Origin of the sequence: Streptomyces sp. NPDC006309, assembly GCF_040613095.1 — a bacterium.
Taxonomy (GTDB): domain Bacteria; phylum Actinomycetota; class Actinomycetes; order Streptomycetales; family Streptomycetaceae; genus Streptomyces.
The window spans coordinates 316,876-336,269 of record NZ_JBEXRO010000002.1; the positions used below are offsets into that span (position 1 = coordinate 316,876).

The following is a 19,394-nucleotide window of genomic DNA, read 5'->3' on the forward strand; positions in this document are numbered from 1 at the left end:
CCGCTCAGCCGCCGGGCAGGCTCCGTACGACGTACGTCATGTGCTGCGGGTTCCCCGCCCGCAGCCACTCCGTGGGCCCGCCCACGCCCTCACCCGTCGAGAGCGGGCCGTTCGCGCAGCCGCTCATTCCTCGCCCTGTCCGGCTCCCGCTCCCCGGAACTCGGGCAGTTGGGTGATCCGGCGGGCCGCAGCGCGGTTGACGGCGATCCGGTCGGGGCCCGGGTCAACGTCCTGACGAGGACGTGCGAGCTGTCGGTGGTGTAGTGGAGCACGCCCCAGGGCGGGCCGCCTTTCCTCCCGGGTGCCGGGGCCTGCGCGAGGACGCTCGGATGCTGCACCCCGTAGTCGCCGTAACCGAGCAGCGGAGCATAGGCCCTGCCCGTGGCGTGCGCCTCCTGCCACATGCGCCACTCCGCCGTCGATTGCTCACAGGCCCCTCCCTCCAGCTTGTCGGCGGTGATCCGGGAAAGGCCTCCCCCTAGCGGAGTGGCGCTCCGCCGGACCGCCAAGGGCATCAGCGCGTCGAGGGCGCGCAGCGCCTCCTTGGCCGCGTCGGGCCGGTCGTCGAGGACCGCGCCCATGTCGAGCAGCAGATCCGAGACAGGTGTCGCGGATCACGATCTGGATCGAGGGCATCTGGTGGAGTGCGCGTCGAAGGGGCACCCGGACAGCTACGCGCTGAGCGTCAACGGGCGTCGCGTGTCGACGCGCGACCATGTCCTCTATCCGCAGGAGCGGTTCACCCAGCACCCGCGCCAGGACGCGGAAACCTCCCTCGACCTGAAGAGCGCGTCCGCGGAGATCAACAGCTCCCTCGCAACCGACGGCCTGAAGGACGCCGTTCGCGGCCGGCCCAAGCGCCCCCTGCCCGGAGGTCCCGGTACAGGGGGCGCTCATCGGTCAGACCGTTGCGGTGTGTCCGGTGATCGGGCAGGTGGCGGCTGCCGGGGTGGTGAGCGCGGCGGTCTTCGCGGCGGGTGCCGTGCCGCCGATCTGCTGGAGAATCTCGTCCGACAGCAGGTCCTCCTTGCCCTTGAGGGCGTCGGCGACCTGGAGGTCGGCGTTGAAGACCATCTCGGCGGCGACGTTGTCCTGGACGATGCGCGCCAGGTTGTCCAGGGCCACGGCGATCGGGTCCGAGGGGGGCTGCACGGTGGGCAGGTCGATCAGGTGGGTGGCCACCTTCGCCTGGTTCATGGTGCGGCGGATGATGATGGACGCCTGGTTCAGTTCGGACGTCGTCCAGATCGACAGGACCGTGACGTACAGGTCGCTCCACGCCTGCTCACCGATCAGCGTGCGCCACCGCTTCATCAGCCCCTCGATGCCGTTGATCTGCGCGGTGGCGGCGAAGGTCATGTTGACGCGGATGGACGGGTAGACGGTCGCGGCGAACCGGTTGAACGCCACCATGTCGAACGACCCCGCCTTGACGATGGTGTCGACGAACCTGGTGGCCTCGGTGAGGATCCTGGTGGAGGACGTCTCCAGGTCGGCCGGGAGGTTCGCGGTGGGCAGCATCGTGAGTGCCGAACCCAGCGTGGTGCGGTAGCTGTTGAGCGGGGTGATCCAGCCCTTGTCGCCCGGGGTTCTGAACGCGACCATGTCCAGGTCGTGGGGGTCGATGCGGCCCGCGTTGGGGATGTTCGGCACCTGGTCGCTGAGGTAGGCGGCGAGCACCGAGTAGATACCCAGGGGAACATGGGCGATGGACTTGGCCAGTTCGAAGTACTCCGGGACCGGGTTGACCCTCTCGACCTGCACGCCCTTGCTGATCAGGGTGAAGCGTCCGCCGACGGCGTTGTTCTCGACGACGATGACCGGAGTGAGGTACTTGCTGAGCTCAGCCTTGAGGGACGCGTAGTTGGCGCGCATCCCGGCGTTGACATTGCGTATCGCGTTTCGCGCCGCTTTCTCGTCGGTCGCGGCCACGGCGGCCGACGCGTCGGTCGCCGCTCGGGTCTGTACGAGGAGTGTGGCTGCCCCTGCTGCCGAAACGGTACCCAGAAATCCTCTACGAGTTGCCATGCCCCGTCTTTCCATGGTGAGTGATCGGTGTGCTGCGGGGTGGGGGGAAAGGTATGGGGGGATTCAGGGTGGGGGGACAGGCGTGGGGGGAAGTCCGGAGTGCGGGAGAAGCGTGGGGAACAACAGGCTGGGGGCGTGGCGGACGGCGCGGTGGTGCGGGCGCGGGGGACGCCCGGTCGTTCACCGGCCTTGGGCCGGGCGTTCGCCGGCCGGGGTGGCCGAGCCTCGCCGTCTGCCGGACCCCGGTCTCAGGTCAGGGACTTCTGTGACGGCACCACGACGCCGTAGAGGTCCTGGACCGTGGCGAGAGCGGCCTCGTGGAGCTGCTTGGCGGGAATGCCGTTCGGGTTGCCCTTCAGCGGCAGCGGCCGGGTGGCCGAGGCGTCGGCGACCACGGTCGGCTGGTAACCGTCGAGGAAGGCGCCCTGCGCGGTGAACAGGACACACATGTTGGTCATGAACCCGGCGACGATCACCTTCTTGTTCCCGGCCTTCTCGACCTTGCCGGCGAGATCCGTGCCGTGGAAGGCGTTGGGCACGCTCTTCACGACGACCGGCTCGCCCTTGACGGGCTTGAGCGCCGGGATGATCCGTCCGGCCTTCGACTTCAGGTCGTAGCCCTTGTCGACGATGTGGATGACCGGGGTCCCCGCCTTGCGGGCCCGCTTCAGCAGAGCCTTGGCGTTGTCCACCGCGGGCTGCCATCCGTCGAGTTGCATCACGCCGTCGGTGTAGGTGTTCTGGTAGTCGACGAGGATGAGTGTCGCGTCGGACAGCCTGGCGGGAGTCTCGTCGAAGCCGTTGAGTTCCCTGAGGGTCGTCGTGTCCTCGGCGACGTTCGGCCGAGCGGCGGACGCCGGTGGCCCGGCCTCGGGGGAGGCGGCCTCGGAGATTCTGCCGCACGCGGCGACGGTGGCCGCGAGAACGGCGACGGTGCAGAGCGCGACGGCCGAACGCAGCGGCTTCATCAGTCGAGGTCCTCCTGGGACGGAACGACGACCCCGTACAGGTCGGCGATGGTGGCGAGGGCGCTGAGGTGCACCTGGCGGGCGTCCAGTTCCGTACCCGCGACCGGCAGGGAGCGGGTGGCGCTGGCGTCGGCCACGACCGTGGGCCGGTTGCCTCGCAGGAAGGCTCCCTGAGCGGTGAAGGCCACGCACATGTGGGTCATGAACCCGGCGATGACGAGGTCGCTCCGGCCCGCCTCGTCCACGAGGCGGCCCAGGTCGGTGCCGTGGAAGGCGTTGGGAGCCTGCTTGACGACGACGGGTTCGCCCTCGGCCGGCGCGACGCTCGGATGGATGCGGCCGATCTCGGCGCGGATGTCGTACGGCGTGCCTTCGCCGCCGTCGTTGACGACGTGGATGACCTCGGCACCCTCGCGGCGGGCCCGCTCCAGCAGCCGGGCGGCGGCGTCGAGGGCGGCCTGCCAGCCGTCCAGCTCCATGACGCCGGTCGTGTAGGTGTTCTGGTAATCGATCATGACCAGGGTCGTGTCGGCGAGCTTCGCGGGCGTGTCGTCGAAGCCGTTGAGCTGACGCAGCGTCGTTCTGGGCATGAAATACCACCTGAAGAGAGGGAGTTGGGAGAGCGGCGCACCGGTGCGGCGGCCTGTGTGTATGACGCTATGGCCCGGCAGACGCGTCGGCAATGTCATCTAGCATGCAGAAAACGACATCACCGTCGCCGCGCCAGGGGGGTCCGTGCACACCGTCGGACGACTGATCGTCATCGTCCTCTTCGAGGGCGTCGACCTGCTCGACGTCACGGGGCCGCCGGAGGTGTTCTCCCTCGCACGGCGGGAGACGGAGGAAGCGGCGGGCTACGACGTGGTCCTCGCCGCCGGCACGATGGACCCCGTCGTCACCACCGCCGGGGTCCGCGTCCTGCCCGACGTCACCTTCGAGGAGCTGGCGACGAGGAGCATCGACACACTCATCGTGCCGGGCGCCGTCGAGGTCGACAGCGATCGCCGCGTGCACGCCCTCGTCGATCCGGCCGTGGTCGAGCGGGTGGTGCAACTCGCCCCGCGGACACGGAGGATCACCTCCGTCTGCGTCGGGGCGCACATCCTCGCCGCCTCCGGTCTCCTCGACGGCAAGCGGGCCACCACCCACTGGTCGACCGCCCGGCAGCTCGCCGCCGACCATCCCGCGGTCGAGGTGGATTCCGACCCGATCTTCATCCGCGAGGGGAACGTGTGGACCGGCGCGGGGATCAGCGCCTGCCTCGACCTGTCGCTCGCGCTCATCGCCGACGACCTGGGCGAGGCCGTCGCGCTGCGCGTCGCCCGGCAACTGGTGATGTACCTGAAGCGGCCGAGCGGACAGAGCCAGTTCAGCGTCCCGCTGGAACAGGTCTCCGCGACCCGGCGCATCGAGGAACTCCGCCACCACATCCTGCGCCACATCGCCGAACCGCTCACCGTCGCGCACCTCGCCGAGCACGTCCACATCAGTGACCGGCAGCTCACCCGGATCTTCAAGAGCGAGCTGGGCATGACCCCGCACGCCTACATCGAGCTGGTCCGCGTGGAACGGGCCCGCAACCAGCTGGAGTCCACCGATTCCACCCTCGAACGCGTCGCGACCGCCTGTGGGTTCGGCACGGTCGACACTCTGGTCAGGGCCTTCCGCCGCAGACTCGACACGACACCGACCGAGTACCGGCGCCGGTTCCGGACCGGCCCCGAGTGATCTGCCCGCGCACACTTCACGGGTGCGGAGTCGTCTCGTGCAGGACGAGGACGGCGACGTCGTCGGTGCGCTGCCAGCTGGTGCCCGCCTTGCCGACGAGGGTGTCGATGAGAGCCTCCAGGTCCCGGGTGCCGGCCTGGGCGAGGTGGTCCGCGAGAGCGGCGATGGAGTCCTCCAGGTCGGTCCCCGGCCGTTCGATGAGGCCGTCGGTGTAGAGCAGGAGCATGAGTCCGGGGGTGAGCGGGATCTCGGTGACGGGGAAGGCGGCGTCGGGGTCGATGCCCAGGAGCGGGCCGGGCGGCACGTCGAGGGGCCGGGTGCCGCGGCCGGGCAGCCGGACGATCGGCGGTGGATGGCCGGCGCTGGCCAGGGTCACGCGGCGGCCGGCAAGGTCGAGGTGGGCGTAGAGGCAGCTGGTGAACAGGTCCGGGCCGAGATCGATGACGAGCCGGTTGGTGCCGGCGAGGACCTGGTCCGCAGTGGTGCCGAGGGTGGCGTGGGCGTGGACGGCGGTACGGACCTGCCCCATGAGCGCGGCGGCCGCCGCGTCGTGGCCCTGGACGTCACCGATGACGGCCGCGACGGCACTGTCGCCGATCGGGATGAGGTCGTAGAAGTCGCCGCCGATGTCCATGCCCCGGGTGGCGGGCAGATAGCGGGCGGCGACGCGCAGGCCGGTCACCTCGGGCAGGGTGCGCGGGAGCAGTGCCTGCTGGAGGCCGTGGGCGAGGTCGCGTTTGGTGTCGTAGAGCCGGGCGCGGTCCAGGGCCTGGGCGATGAGGCCGGCCAGCGAGGTCAGGACGGCCCGGTCCTCGGCCGGGAACGCGCGGGGTTCGTCGTAGGAGAGGATGCAGCAGCCGACGGGCCGGCCGGAGACGATGAGCGGCAGGAAGGCCCAGGCCTGCTTGCCGCTGATCCCGGAGGCCTCCGGGTAGCTGCGCCGCATGTCCTCCGGGTCGGCGAAGAAGGCGGGGATGCCGCTGCGCAGGACCCGTCCGGCCGGGGTGAACATGGTGTCGAGGGGCAGGCCGTCGAGACGCTCGATGGCCTCGGGGTCGTAGCCGCGGTAGCCGGTGATCCGCAGTCGCCCGGCGTCGGCGGCGGACAGGACCAGGGACTGGGCGCCGAAGGCGGGCATGATCTGGTCGGCGACCAGGTCGATGACGTCCTGGACGCCGACGACCTCGGTCAGCGCGGCGGCCAGGTGCATGAGCTGGTAGAGGCGGCCCGCGCGGGTCGCCGGGGCGGTGCGTGAGGACTGCGGGGCCGCCGGGGACGGCGGCCCCTGACCGCCGCTGGGCACGATACGGACGCTGATGCCGCTGGCGTCCGGGTAGAGGTGGAAGTCCAGCCACTGGTCGGGCGGGCGGCACGCGGTGAAGACGACGGGCTCGCGGCTGATGACCGCGGCGCGGTAGCGGTCCTCGTAGACGGGTTCGTCCAGCCAGCGCAGGGACTGCCAGGGCAGCGTCCCCAGCAGCTCACCGGCGTCGCGGCCCAGCAGTTCGCAGGCTCCCGCGCTCAGGTAGGTGAAGTTGCCCTCCAGGTCCAGGGCGCAGCTGCCGCCGGGCAGCCGCTCCACGAAGTCGGCGGCGGCCATCTCCGGGCCCGCTGACCGGCGCACCCGGTGGGGGGCCAGTACACGCGGCCGGTCGCCGGGGACCGGGAACGCCCCGTGGTCGACGCCCTCCTCGATCAGCCGGGCCAGCCGTCCGCAGCTGGCCGTGATGTGCCCTCGTTCCCGCTGGGTCATGTAGGGCGGGCGGGTGGCCGGCCACATCAGCAGGAGGGTCCCCCAGCGGCGGACGCCGGTGACCGGCGCGGCGGCCAGCGCGAGCGGGTACGGCAGCGCCATCGCGGTACGCGGGTAGCTGCGGGCCATCTCCTCCTGGCTGGCCACCCACACCACGCGGTCGCCGCGCAGCGCGTCGGCCACCGGCGCCGGTGCGCCGACCGGGATCCTGGTCCACGGGAGGGCGAAGTCCGCGGGCGCGCCGCAGAGCACGTCCAGGGAGAGCTGCTGCCCGTCCGGGGTGAGGAGGTAGAGAGCGCCGATGGACGCGCCCGCCCGGCGCACCGTCTCCGCGAACGCGGCATCCCGTGCCTCCGCGTCCGTGCCCCCGCCACCCGCACTCGTCACGAGGCGCCTCCAGCCTGGCCGGCGACTCCGGGAAGTCACCACGGAGGGGCTCGGGCCGGGCCGCGCGGGACACCGCGCCGGTGACGTCAGCCCCTAGGGGGACGCTACCGCCCTGGACGGCGGTCGGCACGCCGTCCCGGACCCCGCGGCCGACGGATCTCCGATGGTGCCCGCTCCCCGGCGGTGGCCGGCCCGCTCACCGGCGGTGGTCGGAGGGCGGCACCGCCGGGGTGCCACCCGGCAGCCGGCGCCCGTCACCGTGATCCGGCCGCTGCGGTCTCCCCCCGTCATCCGGCCGCTGGGAGTGTCCCCCGGCACCCGGGCACCCCGCACCGGGTCCGGCCCGGTCCCCGGGCGCTGTCGGTGCCTCGCCCCTCGCCCGGCCGGCCGGGCAGCCAGCCGGCCGGCCAGGGGCCCCCGGAACCCGGTCGCTGAGGCCTCCCCCGGCACCCGGCCGCCCCCGAAGCACGCCATCCGGCCCTCGCCCGGCCCGGCCCGGCCCGGCCCGTGAGGCGGCGCGCCCGTCACCCGGCCGGTGCCGGTGCCTCGCCCGGCAGACGGTCGGGGTCGGAGTCGGGGCCGGAGGTGTGGGTCCGCCACGGGATGCGGAGGGCGGTCAGGGTGACGATCAGCGCCGATACGGCGACGGTGGCCATGCCCGCCGTCAGGTTCGCCGCGCCGGCGACGAAGCCGATCAGGGCGGGGCCGCCCAGCAGGCCCGTGGTGCCCATCGCGGCGACCAGCGCGAGAGCACCGGAACCGTGTCCGGCAGCCGCCACGTACACGCACGGGGTGATCGCGGCGGCGCCGAGGCCGACGCAGGCGAACCCGAGGAGCGTGGGGACCACTCCCCCGGTGAGCAGGGCGAGAGCCAGTCCGGCGGCGGCCACCGCGCTGCCGGCGCGGACCACCGGCCCGTCGCCCCAGCGGCTGCGCCAGCGGTCCGCTCGGAGGCGGGCGAGCAGCATCATCACGGAGACGACGGCGATGCCGAGCGGGGCGACGGTCGCGGACGCCTTGACGACGTCCTTCATGTAGAGCGTCGACCAGTCGTTCATGGCGCCCTCGGTGATCGTGCCGAAGGCCATGGCGCAGCCCATGAGGAGGGTCGTGCCGGAAGGGAGGCGGCGGGCGTGCCGCTTCGGCCCGTCCTCGGTCGCGGGGGACGTCTCCCGGTGTGTCAGCAGACCCGGACGGGCGGCGCCGAGCAGGAGCAGCAGCAGGGCCCCGGCCAGCGCGAAGTGGCCGGTGACGGAGGTGGTCAGGGTGGTGACGCCGGAGGCGAGGAGGGCGGCGGCGAGCAGGCCTCCGCTGAAGGTGGCGTGCAGCTGGGACATGGCCGTACGCCCGTGGGCGCGCTCCAGTGCGGCGCCCTGCGCGTTCATGGCGACGTTGAGGCAGCCGACCGCGACGCCGTCGGCGGCGACGGCGAGCAGCGCGAGCGGGTAGTCGGGAACGACGGACAGGGCGGCCAGTACGGCGACCAGGCAGGCGGCGGAGGCGAGGGACAGACGCCGGGAGCCGAGCCGTCGCATGAGGAAGGTGACCAGCGGGAAGGAGGCCGCCGCGCCGGCGCCGCAGGCCATCAGCAGCAGGCCGACCTCGCCGGCGCCCAGGTCGAGGCGGGTCTTGAGCGCGGGCAGGCGGGCGACCCAGGTGCCGTACTGGAAGCCGAGGAAGCAGAACAGTGCCGCGATCGACCATTTGGCGCGCGTGAAGGAGGGTTCGGGCATCACACGGCCTCCCGGGCCTGGTGCGGGCGGGGTGCGGTGGCCAGCGGGGCCGACATGTAGACCGCGTCGCTGCCGTAGCCCGGCGGGACGGGTGCCGCGTGGTGGGGGTGGTAGCCGTTGGCCTGCCAGAACGCCTCCTTGCCGGCGACGGCGACGAGCGACATGGTCGTGAAGCCGCGGGTGCGGGCCACGTGGGCCAGATGGTGTGCGAGCCGGGTGCCGAGTCCGCGGCGCCGCAGCGGGGCGCTGACGACGAGGTCGTGCAGGTGGAGGTTGGTGGTGTGGTGGACGGTCCGCTCGGGGCGGGTGGGGTCGGGGCAGCGGAACGGCGGGTAGGGCAGGGCGAGGACGTAGGCCTCGGGCCGGCCGTCGACGTCGAGGACGAAGCAGGTGCCGGCGGAGGCGCGGGCCCGTGAGCGCAGCAGTTCCTCGCCCTCCGCGAGGGAGAGGTCCGCGTACGCCTCGCTCTCCAGGGCGGCCAGCCGCGGCCAGTCGGCCTCGGTGATCCCCCGTATGCGCATGGGGTGTCCTTTCAGTGCCGTTCGTCGGGGGCGTCGGGGGCGGTGCCGGGTACGCAGACGCAGGGCAGCGGGCGGATGCCGTTGAACCCCCGGGTGGTGTAGCTGGTGGCGTAGGCGCCGGCGGAGAGGATCCAGACGGGGTCGCCGGAGGTGAGGGAGCGGGGGACGGACACGGGGTGCCGGCCGCCGCCGTAGGCGTCGTCGCTGTCGCAGGTGGGGCCGGCGACGACCGCCCGGACGTGGCCGTCCGCCGGGGAGTGGGCGGGGAAGACCAGCCGGTGCGTCACCTGGTCCATCTCGTACAGGCCGTTGAACTTGCCGCAGCTCAGGTAGAGCCAGTGCGCGTCCTCGCCGTCCGGCTGCCGGCGCCGGGTCAGCCGCACGACGTGGGCGCGGACGGCACCGTGGTCGGCGACGAGGTGGCGGCCCGGTTCCATGACGAGGGCGAGGGGCGTGGGGGTGAGGCCGCGCAGGCGGTCGGTGCCTTCGCGGATGACGGTGAAGATCTTGTCCAGGGGCGGGTCGAGGGGGGCGCCGTGGCGGTCCCGGTAGCCGAGCGCGGGCAGACCGCCGCCGAGGTTCACGTGGTCGGGTACGATCCCCCGCCCGGCCAGTGCCGTCAGGGTGTCGGCGAGCGTGTCGAACGCCTCCTGCCAGGCCTCGCCGGTCATCTGCTGGGAGCCGACGTGCACGGACAGGCCGGCCGGGACGAGGCCGGCCGCGCGGGCCGTCTCCAGGACACGGACGGCGTCGCCGGGGGTGCAGCCGAACTTGCGGTTCAGGCCCCACAGGGCGCCGTGCCCGCTGGTGGCGAGGCGGCAGAACACGCGGGCGCCGGGGGCGTGGCCGGCGATCGCGGTGACGTCCTCGACGCTGTCGGTGGCGAAGGTGCGGATCCCCAGGCGGTGGGCTGCGGCGATGTCGTGGTCGGACTTGACGGTGTTGCCGTAGTGGATGCGGCCGGGTTCCGCGCCGGCGCGCAGCGCTTGCGTGATCTCGGCGGGGCTCGCCGCGTCGAACCCGGCTCCGCGGGCGGCCAGGCAGCTCAGGACGTCGTCCACGGGGCAGGCCTTGAGGGCGAAGCGGACGCGGGTCGCGGGCAACTCGGCCAGCAGCGCGTCGTACTGGCGCGCTATGCCGGTCAGGTCGTAGACGATGCGGTCGGTCTCGGCGGTGGCCAGCGCGGTGAGGAGAGGGTCGCCGGGACCGTCAGGAACGGGCGCCGGCCGTCCCCGCGCCGGTCGTGGGCCGTTCATGTGCGGGCCGCCTCGACGAGTGCGGGCCAGACCTCGGTCAGGTCGGCGAAGGCATCGATGTCCGACTGGGCCGTGTCCAGTAACCGGTCGCGTTCCCTCGCGAGCCGGTCGGCGAAGGCGGCGTACCGTCCGCCGAGTTTGCGGTACGCCGTGTCGACGCGGTCGAGCCGCCAGACGTTCTCGGCGCGGTCGGCTCCGGTGCTCCCGCGCAGCAGGCCGGTGACGGCCTCGGTGCGCACGCGCAGGTCGGGGCCCAGGAGCCGGTCGCCCTCGGCGGCCATCCGGTCGTAGACGTGGTGGAAGTAGAGCATCGAGAGCAGGAACTTCACGAACCGCCGCTGGTAGGCCGGGAAGCCGGTGTCGGTGCGGCGTTCGGGGGTGTGGAAGTTCTCGATGTGCCGGTTGTGCAGGATGCCGGGCAGTCCCGCGTCGTGGACGAGGTGGAGGAGGAAGTAGTCGCTGCCGATGGTGTCGGTGGCGGGCGGGAGCGGCACCCGTTCGTAGACCGCCCGGTCGAAGGCGACGTTGCACATGTCGACGCGCATGGGGTCGACCAGGGTGAGGGTGGAGTGGTCCCCGGTGAAGGGTGCGGTGCCCGCACCGGTGAAGGACTCCTCGACCAGCGCGCGTGTGCGGTCCTCCGGCCAGTCGCCGGGCGCCCAGAGACCGACCACGTCGTGGTAGACGCTCTCGTCCAGTTGCCGTATCTCCGCGATGTCCACGGAGAGTTCGCCGATGAAGGAGGCCCCGGCCAGCGAGACCGGGCGGTGTGCCAGGGCCGGGTCGAGGTCAGTGCGGGTGACGGCGGCCGAGGCGTCGGCGGCGGGCCGGCCCAGCCAGGGCAGCTCGTGGTGGATGGGGAACACCGGTTCCCCGGAGTGGACCTGGTAGGCGCTGTCGGAGTCCCTGCGGTGCACCGAGTGGCAGCCGAGGGAGGCGGCCAGCAGGAAGGCGCGGTTGGTGCAGGCGCCGTAGGAGACGGCGGACGGGAGCATCAGGCGCAGCAGGCGGTCCGGGCCGGGCAGGCCGGCGCGTGCGATCGTCCGGCGCAGCCGGTCGCGTTGCTGGTGTTCGTCGAGGTGGTGGACGGTCACGCCCGGCTCGCGGGGCAGGGCGGCGACCGTGCGGGCGTGCCCGGCCCGGGTCCGCTCGTCGGCGGAGTCCAGGATCAGCAGCTGGACGTCGGCGCCGAAGTGGCGTGCGGCGTAGGTCGCTTCGGCGTGCACGGTGGTGATGGTGGGCGAGCAGGCCCGGTTGGTGGGCAGGGTGAGGCAGACGCGGTTCACCGGACGCCTTCCGCAAGGGCCCAGGAGTCGAGACCGAGCAGTCTGCGCCCGAGGCCGTTCAGTTCGGCGGTGCCGTAACGCAGGGCCTCGGGGGTGCGGGCGTCGCCGAGCAGGGTGGCGTTCCAGTCGGGGGTGGCGAGGGTGCGCCAGGATTCCACGCGGGAGTCACGCAGGGCGGTGTGCTCCTCCAGCGCGGGCATCATCGACAGGTACTGGACGGCCCGGACAGCGTTGTCGGAGAGGTTGGGCGCGACGCCGTGGGCGAGCAGCCCGTTGAAGATCAGCAGGTCGCCGGCCTGGAGGTCGGGACGGACGACGGGGAACTCGGCGCGGTCGATCGCGGGCCGGACCGGGTCGCGGCCGGGGGGCTGGGCGACGCGCCACTCCTCGAAGCGGCGGAAGAGTTCGGGCGCGCACTGGAAGCCGCCGAGTTCGGGCCGGGTGTCGGTGAGCGCGATGATGCCCTGGACCCGCTGCGGCAGCACGGCGAGGGTGGTGTCGACGTCCCAGTGCAGCTCGATGTCGAAGCCCTCGTCGGTGGGTTCGATCAGGGAGCGTGAACGGGTGTGCCGGTTGGGCGGGTTGAGGTTGAGCCGGTCCAGGGTGACCCACAGTTCCTCGCTGTCCCAGACGTCCGCGAAGGCGCCGTGGACGCGGGTGTTCTGGCGGCTGTTCCACAGGAGCTGGTGGTGGTACGCCTCGACGAAGCCGTAGATGTAGAGGTGCCGGTCCAGTTCGGAGCGGAACTCCGGTTCGGTGTACCAGGTGTCGGGGCGGTCCGGGTCGAGGCCCTGGAACTCCCAGGCGAAGTCGAGCAGTTCCTTGGCGTCGCCGGGGGTGATGGCCTCGCGGACGACGACGTAGCCGTACGTCTGCCAGAACGCGAGGTCCTCCTCGGACAGTACGCGCAGGGGCTGGGTCTTCTCCAGGTCGCGCAGGGGCGCCGGGGCGAGGTAGGTCTCGCCGTCGGCGCTGAAGTAGGGGCGGCCGGTCGCCGCTCGGTGCAGGTAGGGGGCGGGTGTCTGCATGCGATCACTCCGGGGTGGAACGGGAACACCTTCGGGTCGGGCGTGAGACATGTGCCGGTGGCAAGCGCCGGAGCGCGGGAGGGCCGCCGGATTCCGCGGGGAGGGGAAGGAGTGGGCCGCCCGCCGCGGGGCGGGCGGCCCGGTGCGGCCGTGGGTCAGCCGGCGACGACGGCCTCGGCCGCCGCCACGCCGCAGACGCGGGCGGCGCCGTAGGTGGCGATGTGCAGGGCGCCGCGGGGCGGGGCCTGCGGCAGACCCATCTCCACCACGACGGTGTCGGGGCGGGCGGCGAGCAGGGAGTCGAGCGCGGAGCGCATCCAGTCGTGCCGGTGTGCGTCGCGGACGACGGCGACGATCCGGCGTCCGCCGGCCGCGGCGAGGACGGCGTCACCGGCGCCGTCGCCGGTGAAGGAGCCGGCGGTGCTGCCGGGCAGCAGCCGCTGGAGTTCGGCGGCCACGCCCCAGGGGGTCTGGTCGCCGACGGCGATGTTCGGGGCGGGGTTGAACTGGGCGGCGAACACGGGTGCGGTGACGGGTGCGGCGGCGCCGGCGCGGGTCACGGTGAGCGCGCGGCGGGCCGCGACCAGGCCGATCTCCGGGTCGGCCGGGGTCCTGTCCGCGTCACCGCGTGCTCCGGCAGTCCAGGCGGCCAGCGCCCGCACCCGGGTGGCCGCGTCGGCCAGCCGTTCCTCGGGCAGTGCACCGGAGCGTACGGCGGCCACGAGCGCGTCCCGGAGGTTCAGCACGGTGCCCTCGTCGCACAGTCCGCCGCCCACGCAGATGGCGTCGGCGCCGGCCGCGATCGCGAGGACCACGCCGTGCTCCAGGCCGTAGGTGCCGGAGATCGCGCGCATCTCCATGCCGTCGGTGACGATGAGGCCCTGGTAGCCGAGTTCGCCGCGCAGCAGCTCGGTGAGGATGCGCCGGGACAGGGTGCCGGGGCGGTCCGGGTCGAGGGCCGGGACGAGGATGTGGGCGCTCATGACGGCGCGGGTGCCGGCGGCGATCGCGGCGCGGAAGGGCGGCAGTTCGCGTGCGTAGAGGGTGTCGGCGTCGACGTCGATGCGGGGTACGGCGTGGTGGGAGTCGACGTTGGTGTCGCCGTGGCCGGGGAAGTGCTTGGTGCAGGCGGCGACGCCGGTGGACTGGAGTCCCTCGACCCAGGCGGCGGTGTGCCGGGCCACCAGATCGGGGCTCGCGCCGAAGGAGCGGACGCCGATGACGGGGTTGTCGGGGTTGGCGTTGACGTCGGCGGAGGGCGCCCAGTCGAAGTTGACGCCGCAGGCGGCCAGGCGCCGGCCCAGTTCGCGGGAGACGGCCCGGGTGAGCCGGGGGTCGTCGACGGCGCCCAGGGCGTGGTTGCCGGGGAAGGACGAGCCGGTGCGTACGTCGAGGCGGGTGACGTCGCCGCTCTCCTCGTCGATGGCGACCAGCAGGTCGTCACGTTCGGCGCGCAACTGGGCGGTGAGGGCGGTGACCTGCTCCTCGCTGACGACGTTGCGGCCGAACAGGGCGACGGAGGCGAGGCCCTCACCGAGGCGGCGGCGCACCCAGTCGGGAGCGGTGGTGCCGTCGAACCCCGGCTGGAGCACCGCGAGCGCATCCCTGCTGAGGGTGTCGCCCGGGGCGGAGCCGCTGTCGGAGGCGGTGGTGGGGATGGTGGTCATCGGGGGCGTCATCCCTTCACGGCGCCGTCGGTGAGACCGCTGACTGCCTTGCGTTGCAGGAAGATGAAGAGGATCAGGATGGGCAGCGCGAACAGGGACGAGGCGGCCATCGTGGCCCCCCAGTCGTCGCCGAAGGCGGTCTGGAACTGGGACAGCCACAGCGGGAGGGTCTGCTTCTCGATGTCCTTGTTGAGGATCAGGACGAGCGGGAACTCGTTCCAGGCCGTGACGAAGCCGAACAGCGAGGTCGCCATCAGGCCGGGCGCGAGCAGCGGGAAGATCACCTTGACGAAGGCCTGGAAGCGGGTGCAGCCGTCGACCATCGCGGACTCCTCCAGCTCCTTGGGCACGGCGGCGACGTAGCCGCGGAGCGTCAGGATGGTCAGGGGCAGCACCATCATCGTGTAGAAGACGGTGAGCGGGACCAGGCTGTTGAGCATGTCGTTGTCACGGACGAGCATGTAGATGGCGATGATCATGACTTCCCAGGGGGCCATCTGCGCCAGCATGAACGTCACGATGAGACCGCGCCGGCCACGGAACCGCATCCGGGTGAGGGCGAAGGCCGCGAGCAGGGCGATGACGAGCGAGAAGAGCACCGACAGGACCGTGACGGTGACGGAGTTGAGGACCAGGGTCCAGAAGTGGTCGGCGTCGACGGCCTTCTTGAAGTGGTCGAGCGTGGCGTGCGCCGGGAACCACACCGGGTCGTCGGCGATGATGTCACCGGTCGGCTTGAAGGCCGTGGCGAACATCCAGTAGACGGGGAACACGAAGCCGGCGAAGAGGACGACGGCGGTCGCGTTGGGCCAGATGCGGCCGATGAGCGAGCGCTTCACAGCTCGTCCTCCTCTTGCTTGAGCACCATGCGCAGGTAGTACGAGGTGATGGCGAGCAGCACCACGATGGTCAGGAAGGAGATCGCCGCGCCGAGCCCGAAGTGCTGGTTGCCGACGCCCTGGACGTAGGCGTAGATCGGCAGGGTCTCGGTCAGGTGGTCGGGGCCGCCCTCGTTCATGGCGAAGATCTGCGCGAATGACTTGAAGACCCAGATGACTTCGAGGAACGTCGTGGCGTACAGGAACGGCCGCAGGAAGGGCAGGGTCACGGAGGTGAAGTTCTGCCAGGCGCCGGCGCCGTCCAGGGAGGCGGCCTCGTACAGTTCCTTGGGGATCGTGGTGGTGGCGGCGTAGAGGTTGATCGCCACGAACGGGATCGACTGCCAGACGATGAGCAGGGTGACCACGGCGAAGGTGGAGAGCTGGGTCTCCAGCCAGTTGTGGTCGGCCATGGAGTGCCAGCCGAGCTTGTCCAGCACCCAGTTGACGACGCCGAAGCGCTGGGCGAACAGCCACTGGTAGACGGTGGTGGCCGCGATGATCGGCATGGCCCAGGCCAGCACGAGGCCCACCATGAGCAGCAGCCGCATCTTCTTGCCGAGCCGGGCGAGCAGCAGCCCGATCAGGGTGCCGATCACCATGATCAGGACGACGTTGACGGCGGTGAAGACGACGGAACGCTCGACGACGTGCCAGAACTCCCCGCCGGACAGCACCTCCCGGTAGTTGTCGACGCCGTTCCACTCGGTGAGGTGCTGGATGAGCTGCCGCGGGTTGAGGTTCTGGAACGACAGCATGCCGTTCTTGACCAGGGGCCAGCCGAGCAGCACCAGGGTGGCCAGCAGCGCGGGGAGCAGGAGCAGGTAGGGGGCGGTGGCGGCACGCCGGGACGGGGCCCCGGCCAAGGCGCGGTCCTCACCTGGCGGCGGGGCCGGTACCCGGGCCTTGCGGACGGCGGGCTCCCCGGCCGTGTCCGTGCCTTCGGTCTGCACTGACATGAGTTGCCATCTCTTCCGTGGCCGTACGAACGACTTCCTCGGCCGTGCGCACGACCTTCCGGGCCGTGCGCACGGCACAGGTGAGCCGGGGGCGCCCCCTCGTGGCGCCCCCGGCGCGGGTCTAGTTCTGCTGGGCCAGGCGCTTGTTGATCTCGCCCTCGACCTGCTTGGCGGCGTCCGCCGGGGACTTACCGTTGAGCACGGCGGTCATGTAGGACTTGATCGGGTTGGGGCTGTTCTCCACCGCGCCCCACTCGGGGATCAGCGGGGTGGTGCCACCCACGGCGGCGCCGGGAGCGGCGGCCTCGGCGACGACGTTGCCCTTGAGGTTGCTCTCCAGGGCCTGCTTGTTCGGGATGACGCCGTTGAGCTTGGCCAGCTCGCCCTCGTACTGGTCCGACAGGGCGATCTTCAGGAACTCCTTGGCCAGGGCCTGCTTCTTGCTGCCCTGCGCGACGGCGAGGTTGGAGCCGCCGAGGAAGACGCCCTCGGGCTTGTCCGCGCTCTCGCCGGGGATCGTGAAGTAGCCGAGGTCCTTCTCGATCGCCTTGTTGGCGGTGACGGCGGTGCCGGCCTCCCAGCCCATGCCGATGAAGGCGCCGGTCCTGCCCTTGGCGAAGACCTCGGCCTGCTGCGGGGTGGCCTCGTCCTTGTCCTTGGGGGCCTTGGAGTAGGAGGCGTACTTCTTGTAGATCTCCATGGCCTTGGTGACCTTCGGGTCACCGAGGTTGGAGACGTACTTGCCGCCGTCCTTCTTCACCAGGTCGGCACCCTGGCCGATGGTCAGGCCGTCGAAGAAGTACCAGTTCTGGCCGGGCAGGTAGAGCGGCTCGGCGTCGGTCTTCTTGCCGATGGTCTCCAGGTCCCGGTAGAACTCGTCGCGGGTCTTGGGGGTGTTCTTGATGCCGGCCTTCGCCCAGATCCTCTTGTTGTAGATGACCACGCGGTTGGCGAAGTACCAGGGGGCGGCGTACTGCTTGCCCTCGTAGACCGAGGACTGGGAGACCGACGGCGTCCAGTCGGAGCCGATCTCCTTCTTCAGGTCGCTCAGGTCGGCCAGGCCGCCGGTGGCCGCGTAGGCCGGGGTCTGGGTGTTGCCGACCTCCAGCACGTCCGGCGGAGTGGACTCGGAGAGGGCGGTGGTGATCTTCTGCTGGATCCCGTCCCACTTCTGCGTCTCGAACTTCAGCTTGGCGCCGGTCTTCTTCTCGAAGGCGGCCGTGACGTCCTTGGACCACTGGTCCGGCGTGGAGCCGTCCATCGCCCAGACCGTCAGCGTCTGCCCCTTGAAGCTGTCCGGTCCGGCGTTCTTGCCGCTGTCGTCGCCGTTGTCTCCGCCGCACGCCGACACGGAGACCATCATGCCCGCGATCACGATCGCGGCCGCAAGCTTGCGCTTCACGCCACCCTCCTCAGGGATGCCACTTATCCCCCCACGCCCTCGGCGGTGACCTGCATATGACGCTGTTGCACGTAGGGCTCGGGACCTGGCCACTAATGGTGTAGACCAGTACGGTGGAGCTTGGCCTAGACCTTTTGGAGTGTCAAGGGTGGTTCGGGAAGCCGGTCCCGGCCGTTACGAGAAAGACACCGGAGCGCGTCCGTCCGCATTCGGCCGCATTCCCCCGGACGGGCCAGTTGGACTAGACCATAAGGCAGTTGGTCGCTATAACGGGAGCCCATCGACCCAGCCGGGAAGGCAGGCATGACCACCGACGTCAGCAGCGCCCAGCCGCACAGAGGAGTGCCCGGCCGCACCGCGCGCGTGCCGAAGTACTACCGGATCAAGCAGCAGCTCCTCGGTATGGCCGAGGCGCTCCAGCCCGGTTCGGCCATGCCCGCGGAACGGCTGCTCGCCGTGCGGTTCGACACCTCCCGGACCACCGTCCGCCAGGCGCTCCAGGAACTCGTGGGCGAGGGCCGGCTCGACCGGATCCAGGGCAAGGGCACCTTCGTCGCCCAGCCCAAGCTGTACCGCACGCTCCAGCTCACCTCGCACACCGAGGACATGCGGGCGCAGGGCCTCACGCCCGCCTCGCAGACGCTGGACGTCGCGGAGGTGCCCGCGGACGAGAGACTGGCGGGCCTGCTCGGCATCGGGATCGGCGAACGGGTGCTGCGCATCGAGCGGTTGCGGCTGGCCAGCGGCGATCCGATGGCGATCGAGACGACCCACCTGTCCGTACGGCGCTTCCCCGGCCTGCGCCGTTCCCTGGCCGGGTGCCCGTCGCTGTACACGGTGCTCGCCGAGGTGTACGGCGTCCACCTCACCGAGGCCGACGAGACCATCGAGACCTCGCTGTCCACCCCGCGCGAGGCGCAGCTGCTCGGCACCGACGTGGGGCTGCCCATGCTCCTGCTCTCCCGGCACTCACGGGACGCGGAGGGCTCCCCCGTGGAGTGGGTGCGCTCGGTGTACCGGGGCTCCCGCTACAAGTTCGTCGCCGCCCTGCACCGGCCGGGCGCCCCGGTGGTCCGGCGCAGGACGGTCGCCGCGGACCGGGACGGACCCGGCTGCGCCTGAACCGGGCGGGCGGCGGCCGCGGGCCGGTGGGCGGGGAGTCGTCCGTCGGGCCCCTGCGGTGAGGGGCCGGACCACGGACGGGCGGGGCTGCCCGGTGTCACCCCTGGACGAGCGTGACGTCCTGCCCGGTCACCGCGTGGAAGGCCGGCAGCAGCAGGAAGCCCGTGGGGCGCAGCTCCGTGAGGGTGGCCTCGACGTGCGCCGCCCCGGCGTTCAGCACCTCCGAGGAGACCTGCCCGGAGTTCTCCCAGCGGTGTTCGGCGCCGTCGCACCGGGCCAGGCCGCCGCCGATGCCGTGCCGGACCCGGGAGTCGCCCTGGCTGACCGAGGAGCTGATGAAGACCGGGCCGGTTCCGCCGGCACAGCGGTAGGTGCCCGAGAGCGTCACCGAGCCGTCGGACGCGAGCCGGCCGACGGTGTCGACGGTGACGGTCTCGGAAGGGTCGGTGACGGTCCCGGCGGGGGCGGCGCCGGCCGGGCCGGCGGCGGCGCACAGCAGGGCGGCGGCACCGAGGGCCGTGACGAGTGCGGGGCGCAGGGGCATGTGATACCTCCCGGTTTCGATGGATTCGAGGAATTCCACTGGTACCGGGCGGCTAAGCGGGCGGGCGTGACCGTCACCCCATCGGCGGTGCGTCATGGCACCGCCGGAGCCGGTCGGGCGGGGGTACGGCGGGT

General features: G+C 71.9%; 17 protein-coding genes. 2 read left to right on the plus strand and 15 right to left on the minus strand.

Annotated elements, in window-relative coordinates; all coding sequences use genetic code 11:
* Positions 1–89: 89 nt before the first annotated feature.
* The 4 genes from ABZ117_RS03925 to ABZ117_RS03940 form a co-directional block, all read right to left on the minus strand.
* Complete coding sequence (locus ABZ117_RS03925; RefSeq protein WP_356817099.1) at positions 90–581, minus strand: hypothetical protein; 492 nt, start codon at positions 579–581, stop codon at positions 90–92.
* A gap of 319 nt (positions 582–900) precedes the next feature.
* Positions 901–1,875 carry a hypothetical protein gene (locus ABZ117_RS03930; RefSeq protein WP_356817101.1) on the minus strand — a complete coding sequence of 325 codons (975 nt, stop codon included), beginning with the start codon at positions 1,873–1,875 and terminating at the stop codon, positions 901–903.
* Between the two features lie 401 nt (positions 1,876–2,276).
* Positions 2,277–2,996: a cysteine hydrolase family protein gene (locus ABZ117_RS03935; protein WP_356817103.1), complete on the minus strand. Its 720-nt coding sequence runs from the start codon at positions 2,994–2,996 to the stop codon at positions 2,277–2,279.
* The gene (locus ABZ117_RS03940; RefSeq protein ID WP_356817105.1) at positions 2,996–3,586 is read right to left on the minus strand and encodes a cysteine hydrolase family protein; all 591 of its coding nucleotides are present in this window, start codon (positions 3,584–3,586) and stop codon (positions 2,996–2,998) included. The genes ABZ117_RS03935 and ABZ117_RS03940 overlap by 1 nt, the downstream gene beginning before the upstream one ends.
* 145 nt (positions 3,587–3,731) lie before the next feature.
* Here ABZ117_RS03940 and ABZ117_RS03945 point away from each other — a divergent pair, with 145 nt between their 5' ends.
* Positions 3,732–4,724, plus strand: coding sequence for a helix-turn-helix domain-containing protein (locus tag ABZ117_RS03945; protein WP_356817107.1), 993 nt, complete (start codon positions 3,732–3,734; stop codon positions 4,722–4,724).
* A gap of 16 nt (positions 4,725–4,740) precedes the next feature.
* Here the strand turns inward: ABZ117_RS03945 and ABZ117_RS03950 are convergent, their stop codons facing one another.
* From ABZ117_RS03950 to ABZ117_RS03995, 10 genes are all read right to left on the minus strand, one after another.
* Positions 4,741–6,864 carry a SpoIIE family protein phosphatase gene (locus ABZ117_RS03950; protein WP_356817109.1) on the minus strand — a complete coding sequence of 708 codons (2,124 nt, stop codon included), beginning with the start codon at positions 6,862–6,864 and terminating at the stop codon, positions 4,741–4,743.
* A gap of 524 nt (positions 6,865–7,388) precedes the next feature.
* Positions 7,389–8,597, minus strand: a complete 1,209-nt coding sequence (locus tag ABZ117_RS03955; RefSeq protein ID WP_356817111.1) for an MFS transporter — start codon at positions 8,595–8,597, stop codon at positions 7,389–7,391.
* Entirely contained in the window at positions 8,597–9,118 is a 522-nt protein-coding gene (locus ABZ117_RS03960; protein ID WP_356817112.1) for a GNAT family N-acetyltransferase, read from the minus strand. Before ABZ117_RS03960 ends, ABZ117_RS03955 begins: the two co-directional genes overlap by 1 nt.
* Before the next feature lie 11 nt (positions 9,119–9,129).
* Positions 9,130–10,374 (minus strand): type III PLP-dependent enzyme, encoded by a 1,245-nt coding sequence (locus tag ABZ117_RS03965; RefSeq protein ID WP_356817114.1) that lies wholly within the window; start codon positions 10,372–10,374, stop codon positions 9,130–9,132.
* Positions 10,371–11,660: a DUF6271 family protein gene (locus ABZ117_RS03970; RefSeq protein ID WP_356817115.1), complete on the minus strand. Its 1,290-nt coding sequence runs from the start codon at positions 11,658–11,660 to the stop codon at positions 10,371–10,373. Before ABZ117_RS03970 ends, ABZ117_RS03965 begins: the two co-directional genes overlap by 4 nt.
* Positions 11,657–12,688, minus strand: coding sequence for a phytanoyl-CoA dioxygenase family protein (locus ABZ117_RS03975; RefSeq protein WP_356817117.1), 1,032 nt, complete (start codon positions 12,686–12,688; stop codon positions 11,657–11,659). Before ABZ117_RS03975 ends, ABZ117_RS03970 begins: the two co-directional genes overlap by 4 nt.
* A gap of 155 nt (positions 12,689–12,843) precedes the next feature.
* Positions 12,844–14,355: a glycoside hydrolase family 3 protein gene (locus ABZ117_RS03980; RefSeq protein WP_356817119.1), complete on the minus strand. Its 1,512-nt coding sequence runs from the start codon at positions 14,353–14,355 to the stop codon at positions 12,844–12,846.
* Between the two features lie 8 nt (positions 14,356–14,363).
* Positions 14,364–15,194 (minus strand): carbohydrate ABC transporter permease, encoded by an 831-nt coding sequence (locus ABZ117_RS03985; protein WP_356817121.1) that lies wholly within the window; start codon positions 15,192–15,194, stop codon positions 14,364–14,366.
* On the minus strand, positions 15,191–16,192 hold the full coding sequence (locus ABZ117_RS03990) for a sugar ABC transporter permease (protein ID WP_356817123.1): 1,002 nt from the start codon (positions 16,190–16,192) through the stop codon (positions 15,191–15,193). Before ABZ117_RS03990 ends, ABZ117_RS03985 begins: the two co-directional genes overlap by 4 nt.
* A gap of 121 nt (positions 16,193–16,313) precedes the next feature.
* The gene (locus ABZ117_RS03995) at positions 16,314–17,594 is read right to left on the minus strand and encodes an extracellular solute-binding protein (RefSeq protein WP_356817125.1); all 1,281 of its coding nucleotides are present in this window, start codon (positions 17,592–17,594) and stop codon (positions 16,314–16,316) included.
* A 303-nt stretch (positions 17,595–17,897) separates the two neighbouring features.
* Here ABZ117_RS03995 and ABZ117_RS04000 point away from each other — a divergent pair, with 303 nt between their 5' ends.
* The gene (locus ABZ117_RS04000) at positions 17,898–18,716 is read left to right on the plus strand and encodes a GntR family transcriptional regulator (RefSeq protein ID WP_356817126.1); all 819 of its coding nucleotides are present in this window, start codon (positions 17,898–17,900) and stop codon (positions 18,714–18,716) included.
* A 97-nt stretch (positions 18,717–18,813) separates the two neighbouring features.
* Here the strand turns inward: ABZ117_RS04000 and ABZ117_RS04005 are convergent, their stop codons facing one another.
* A complete protein-coding gene (locus ABZ117_RS04005) occupies positions 18,814–19,260 on the minus strand; it encodes a DUF6299 family protein (RefSeq protein WP_356817128.1) in 447 nt (148 codons plus the stop codon).
* Positions 19,261–19,394: the final 134 nt, after the last annotated feature.

Excerpts from the sequence above, each read along its gene's own strand:
- ABZ117_RS03990 (WP_356817123.1), bottom strand. The coding sequence starts at position 16,192 with ATGTCAGTGCAGACCGAAGGCACGGACACGGCCGGGGAGCCCGCCGTC.
- ABZ117_RS03935 (WP_356817103.1), bottom strand. The coding sequence starts at position 2,996 with ATGAAGCCGCTGCGTTCGGCCGTCGCGCTCTGCACCGTCGCCGTTCTC.
- ABZ117_RS03965 (WP_356817114.1), bottom strand. The coding sequence starts at position 10,374 with ATGAACGGCCCACGACCGGCGCGGGGACGGCCGGCGCCCGTTCCTGAC.
- ABZ117_RS03955 (WP_356817111.1), bottom strand. The coding sequence starts at position 8,597 with ATGCCCGAACCCTCCTTCACGCGCGCCAAATGGTCGATCGCGGCACTG.
- ABZ117_RS03925 (WP_356817099.1), bottom strand. The coding sequence starts at position 581 with ATGGGCGCGGTCCTCGACGACCGGCCCGACGCGGCCAAGGAGGCGCTG.
- ABZ117_RS03980 (WP_356817119.1), bottom strand. The coding sequence starts at position 14,355 with ATGACCACCATCCCCACCACCGCCTCCGACAGCGGCTCCGCCCCGGGC.
- ABZ117_RS03930 (WP_356817101.1), bottom strand. The coding sequence starts at position 1,875 with ATGCGCGCCAACTACGCGTCCCTCAAGGCTGAGCTCAGCAAGTACCTC.
- ABZ117_RS04000 (WP_356817126.1), top strand. The coding sequence starts at position 17,898 with ATGACCACCGACGTCAGCAGCGCCCAGCCGCACAGAGGAGTGCCCGGC.
- ABZ117_RS03975 (WP_356817117.1), bottom strand. The coding sequence starts at position 12,688 with ATGCAGACACCCGCCCCCTACCTGCACCGAGCGGCGACCGGCCGCCCC.
- ABZ117_RS03940 (WP_356817105.1), bottom strand. The coding sequence starts at position 3,586 with ATGCCCAGAACGACGCTGCGTCAGCTCAACGGCTTCGACGACACGCCC.
- ABZ117_RS03960 (WP_356817112.1), bottom strand. The coding sequence starts at position 9,118 with ATGCGCATACGGGGGATCACCGAGGCCGACTGGCCGCGGCTGGCCGCC.
- ABZ117_RS04005 (WP_356817128.1), bottom strand. The coding sequence starts at position 19,260 with ATGCCCCTGCGCCCCGCACTCGTCACGGCCCTCGGTGCCGCCGCCCTG.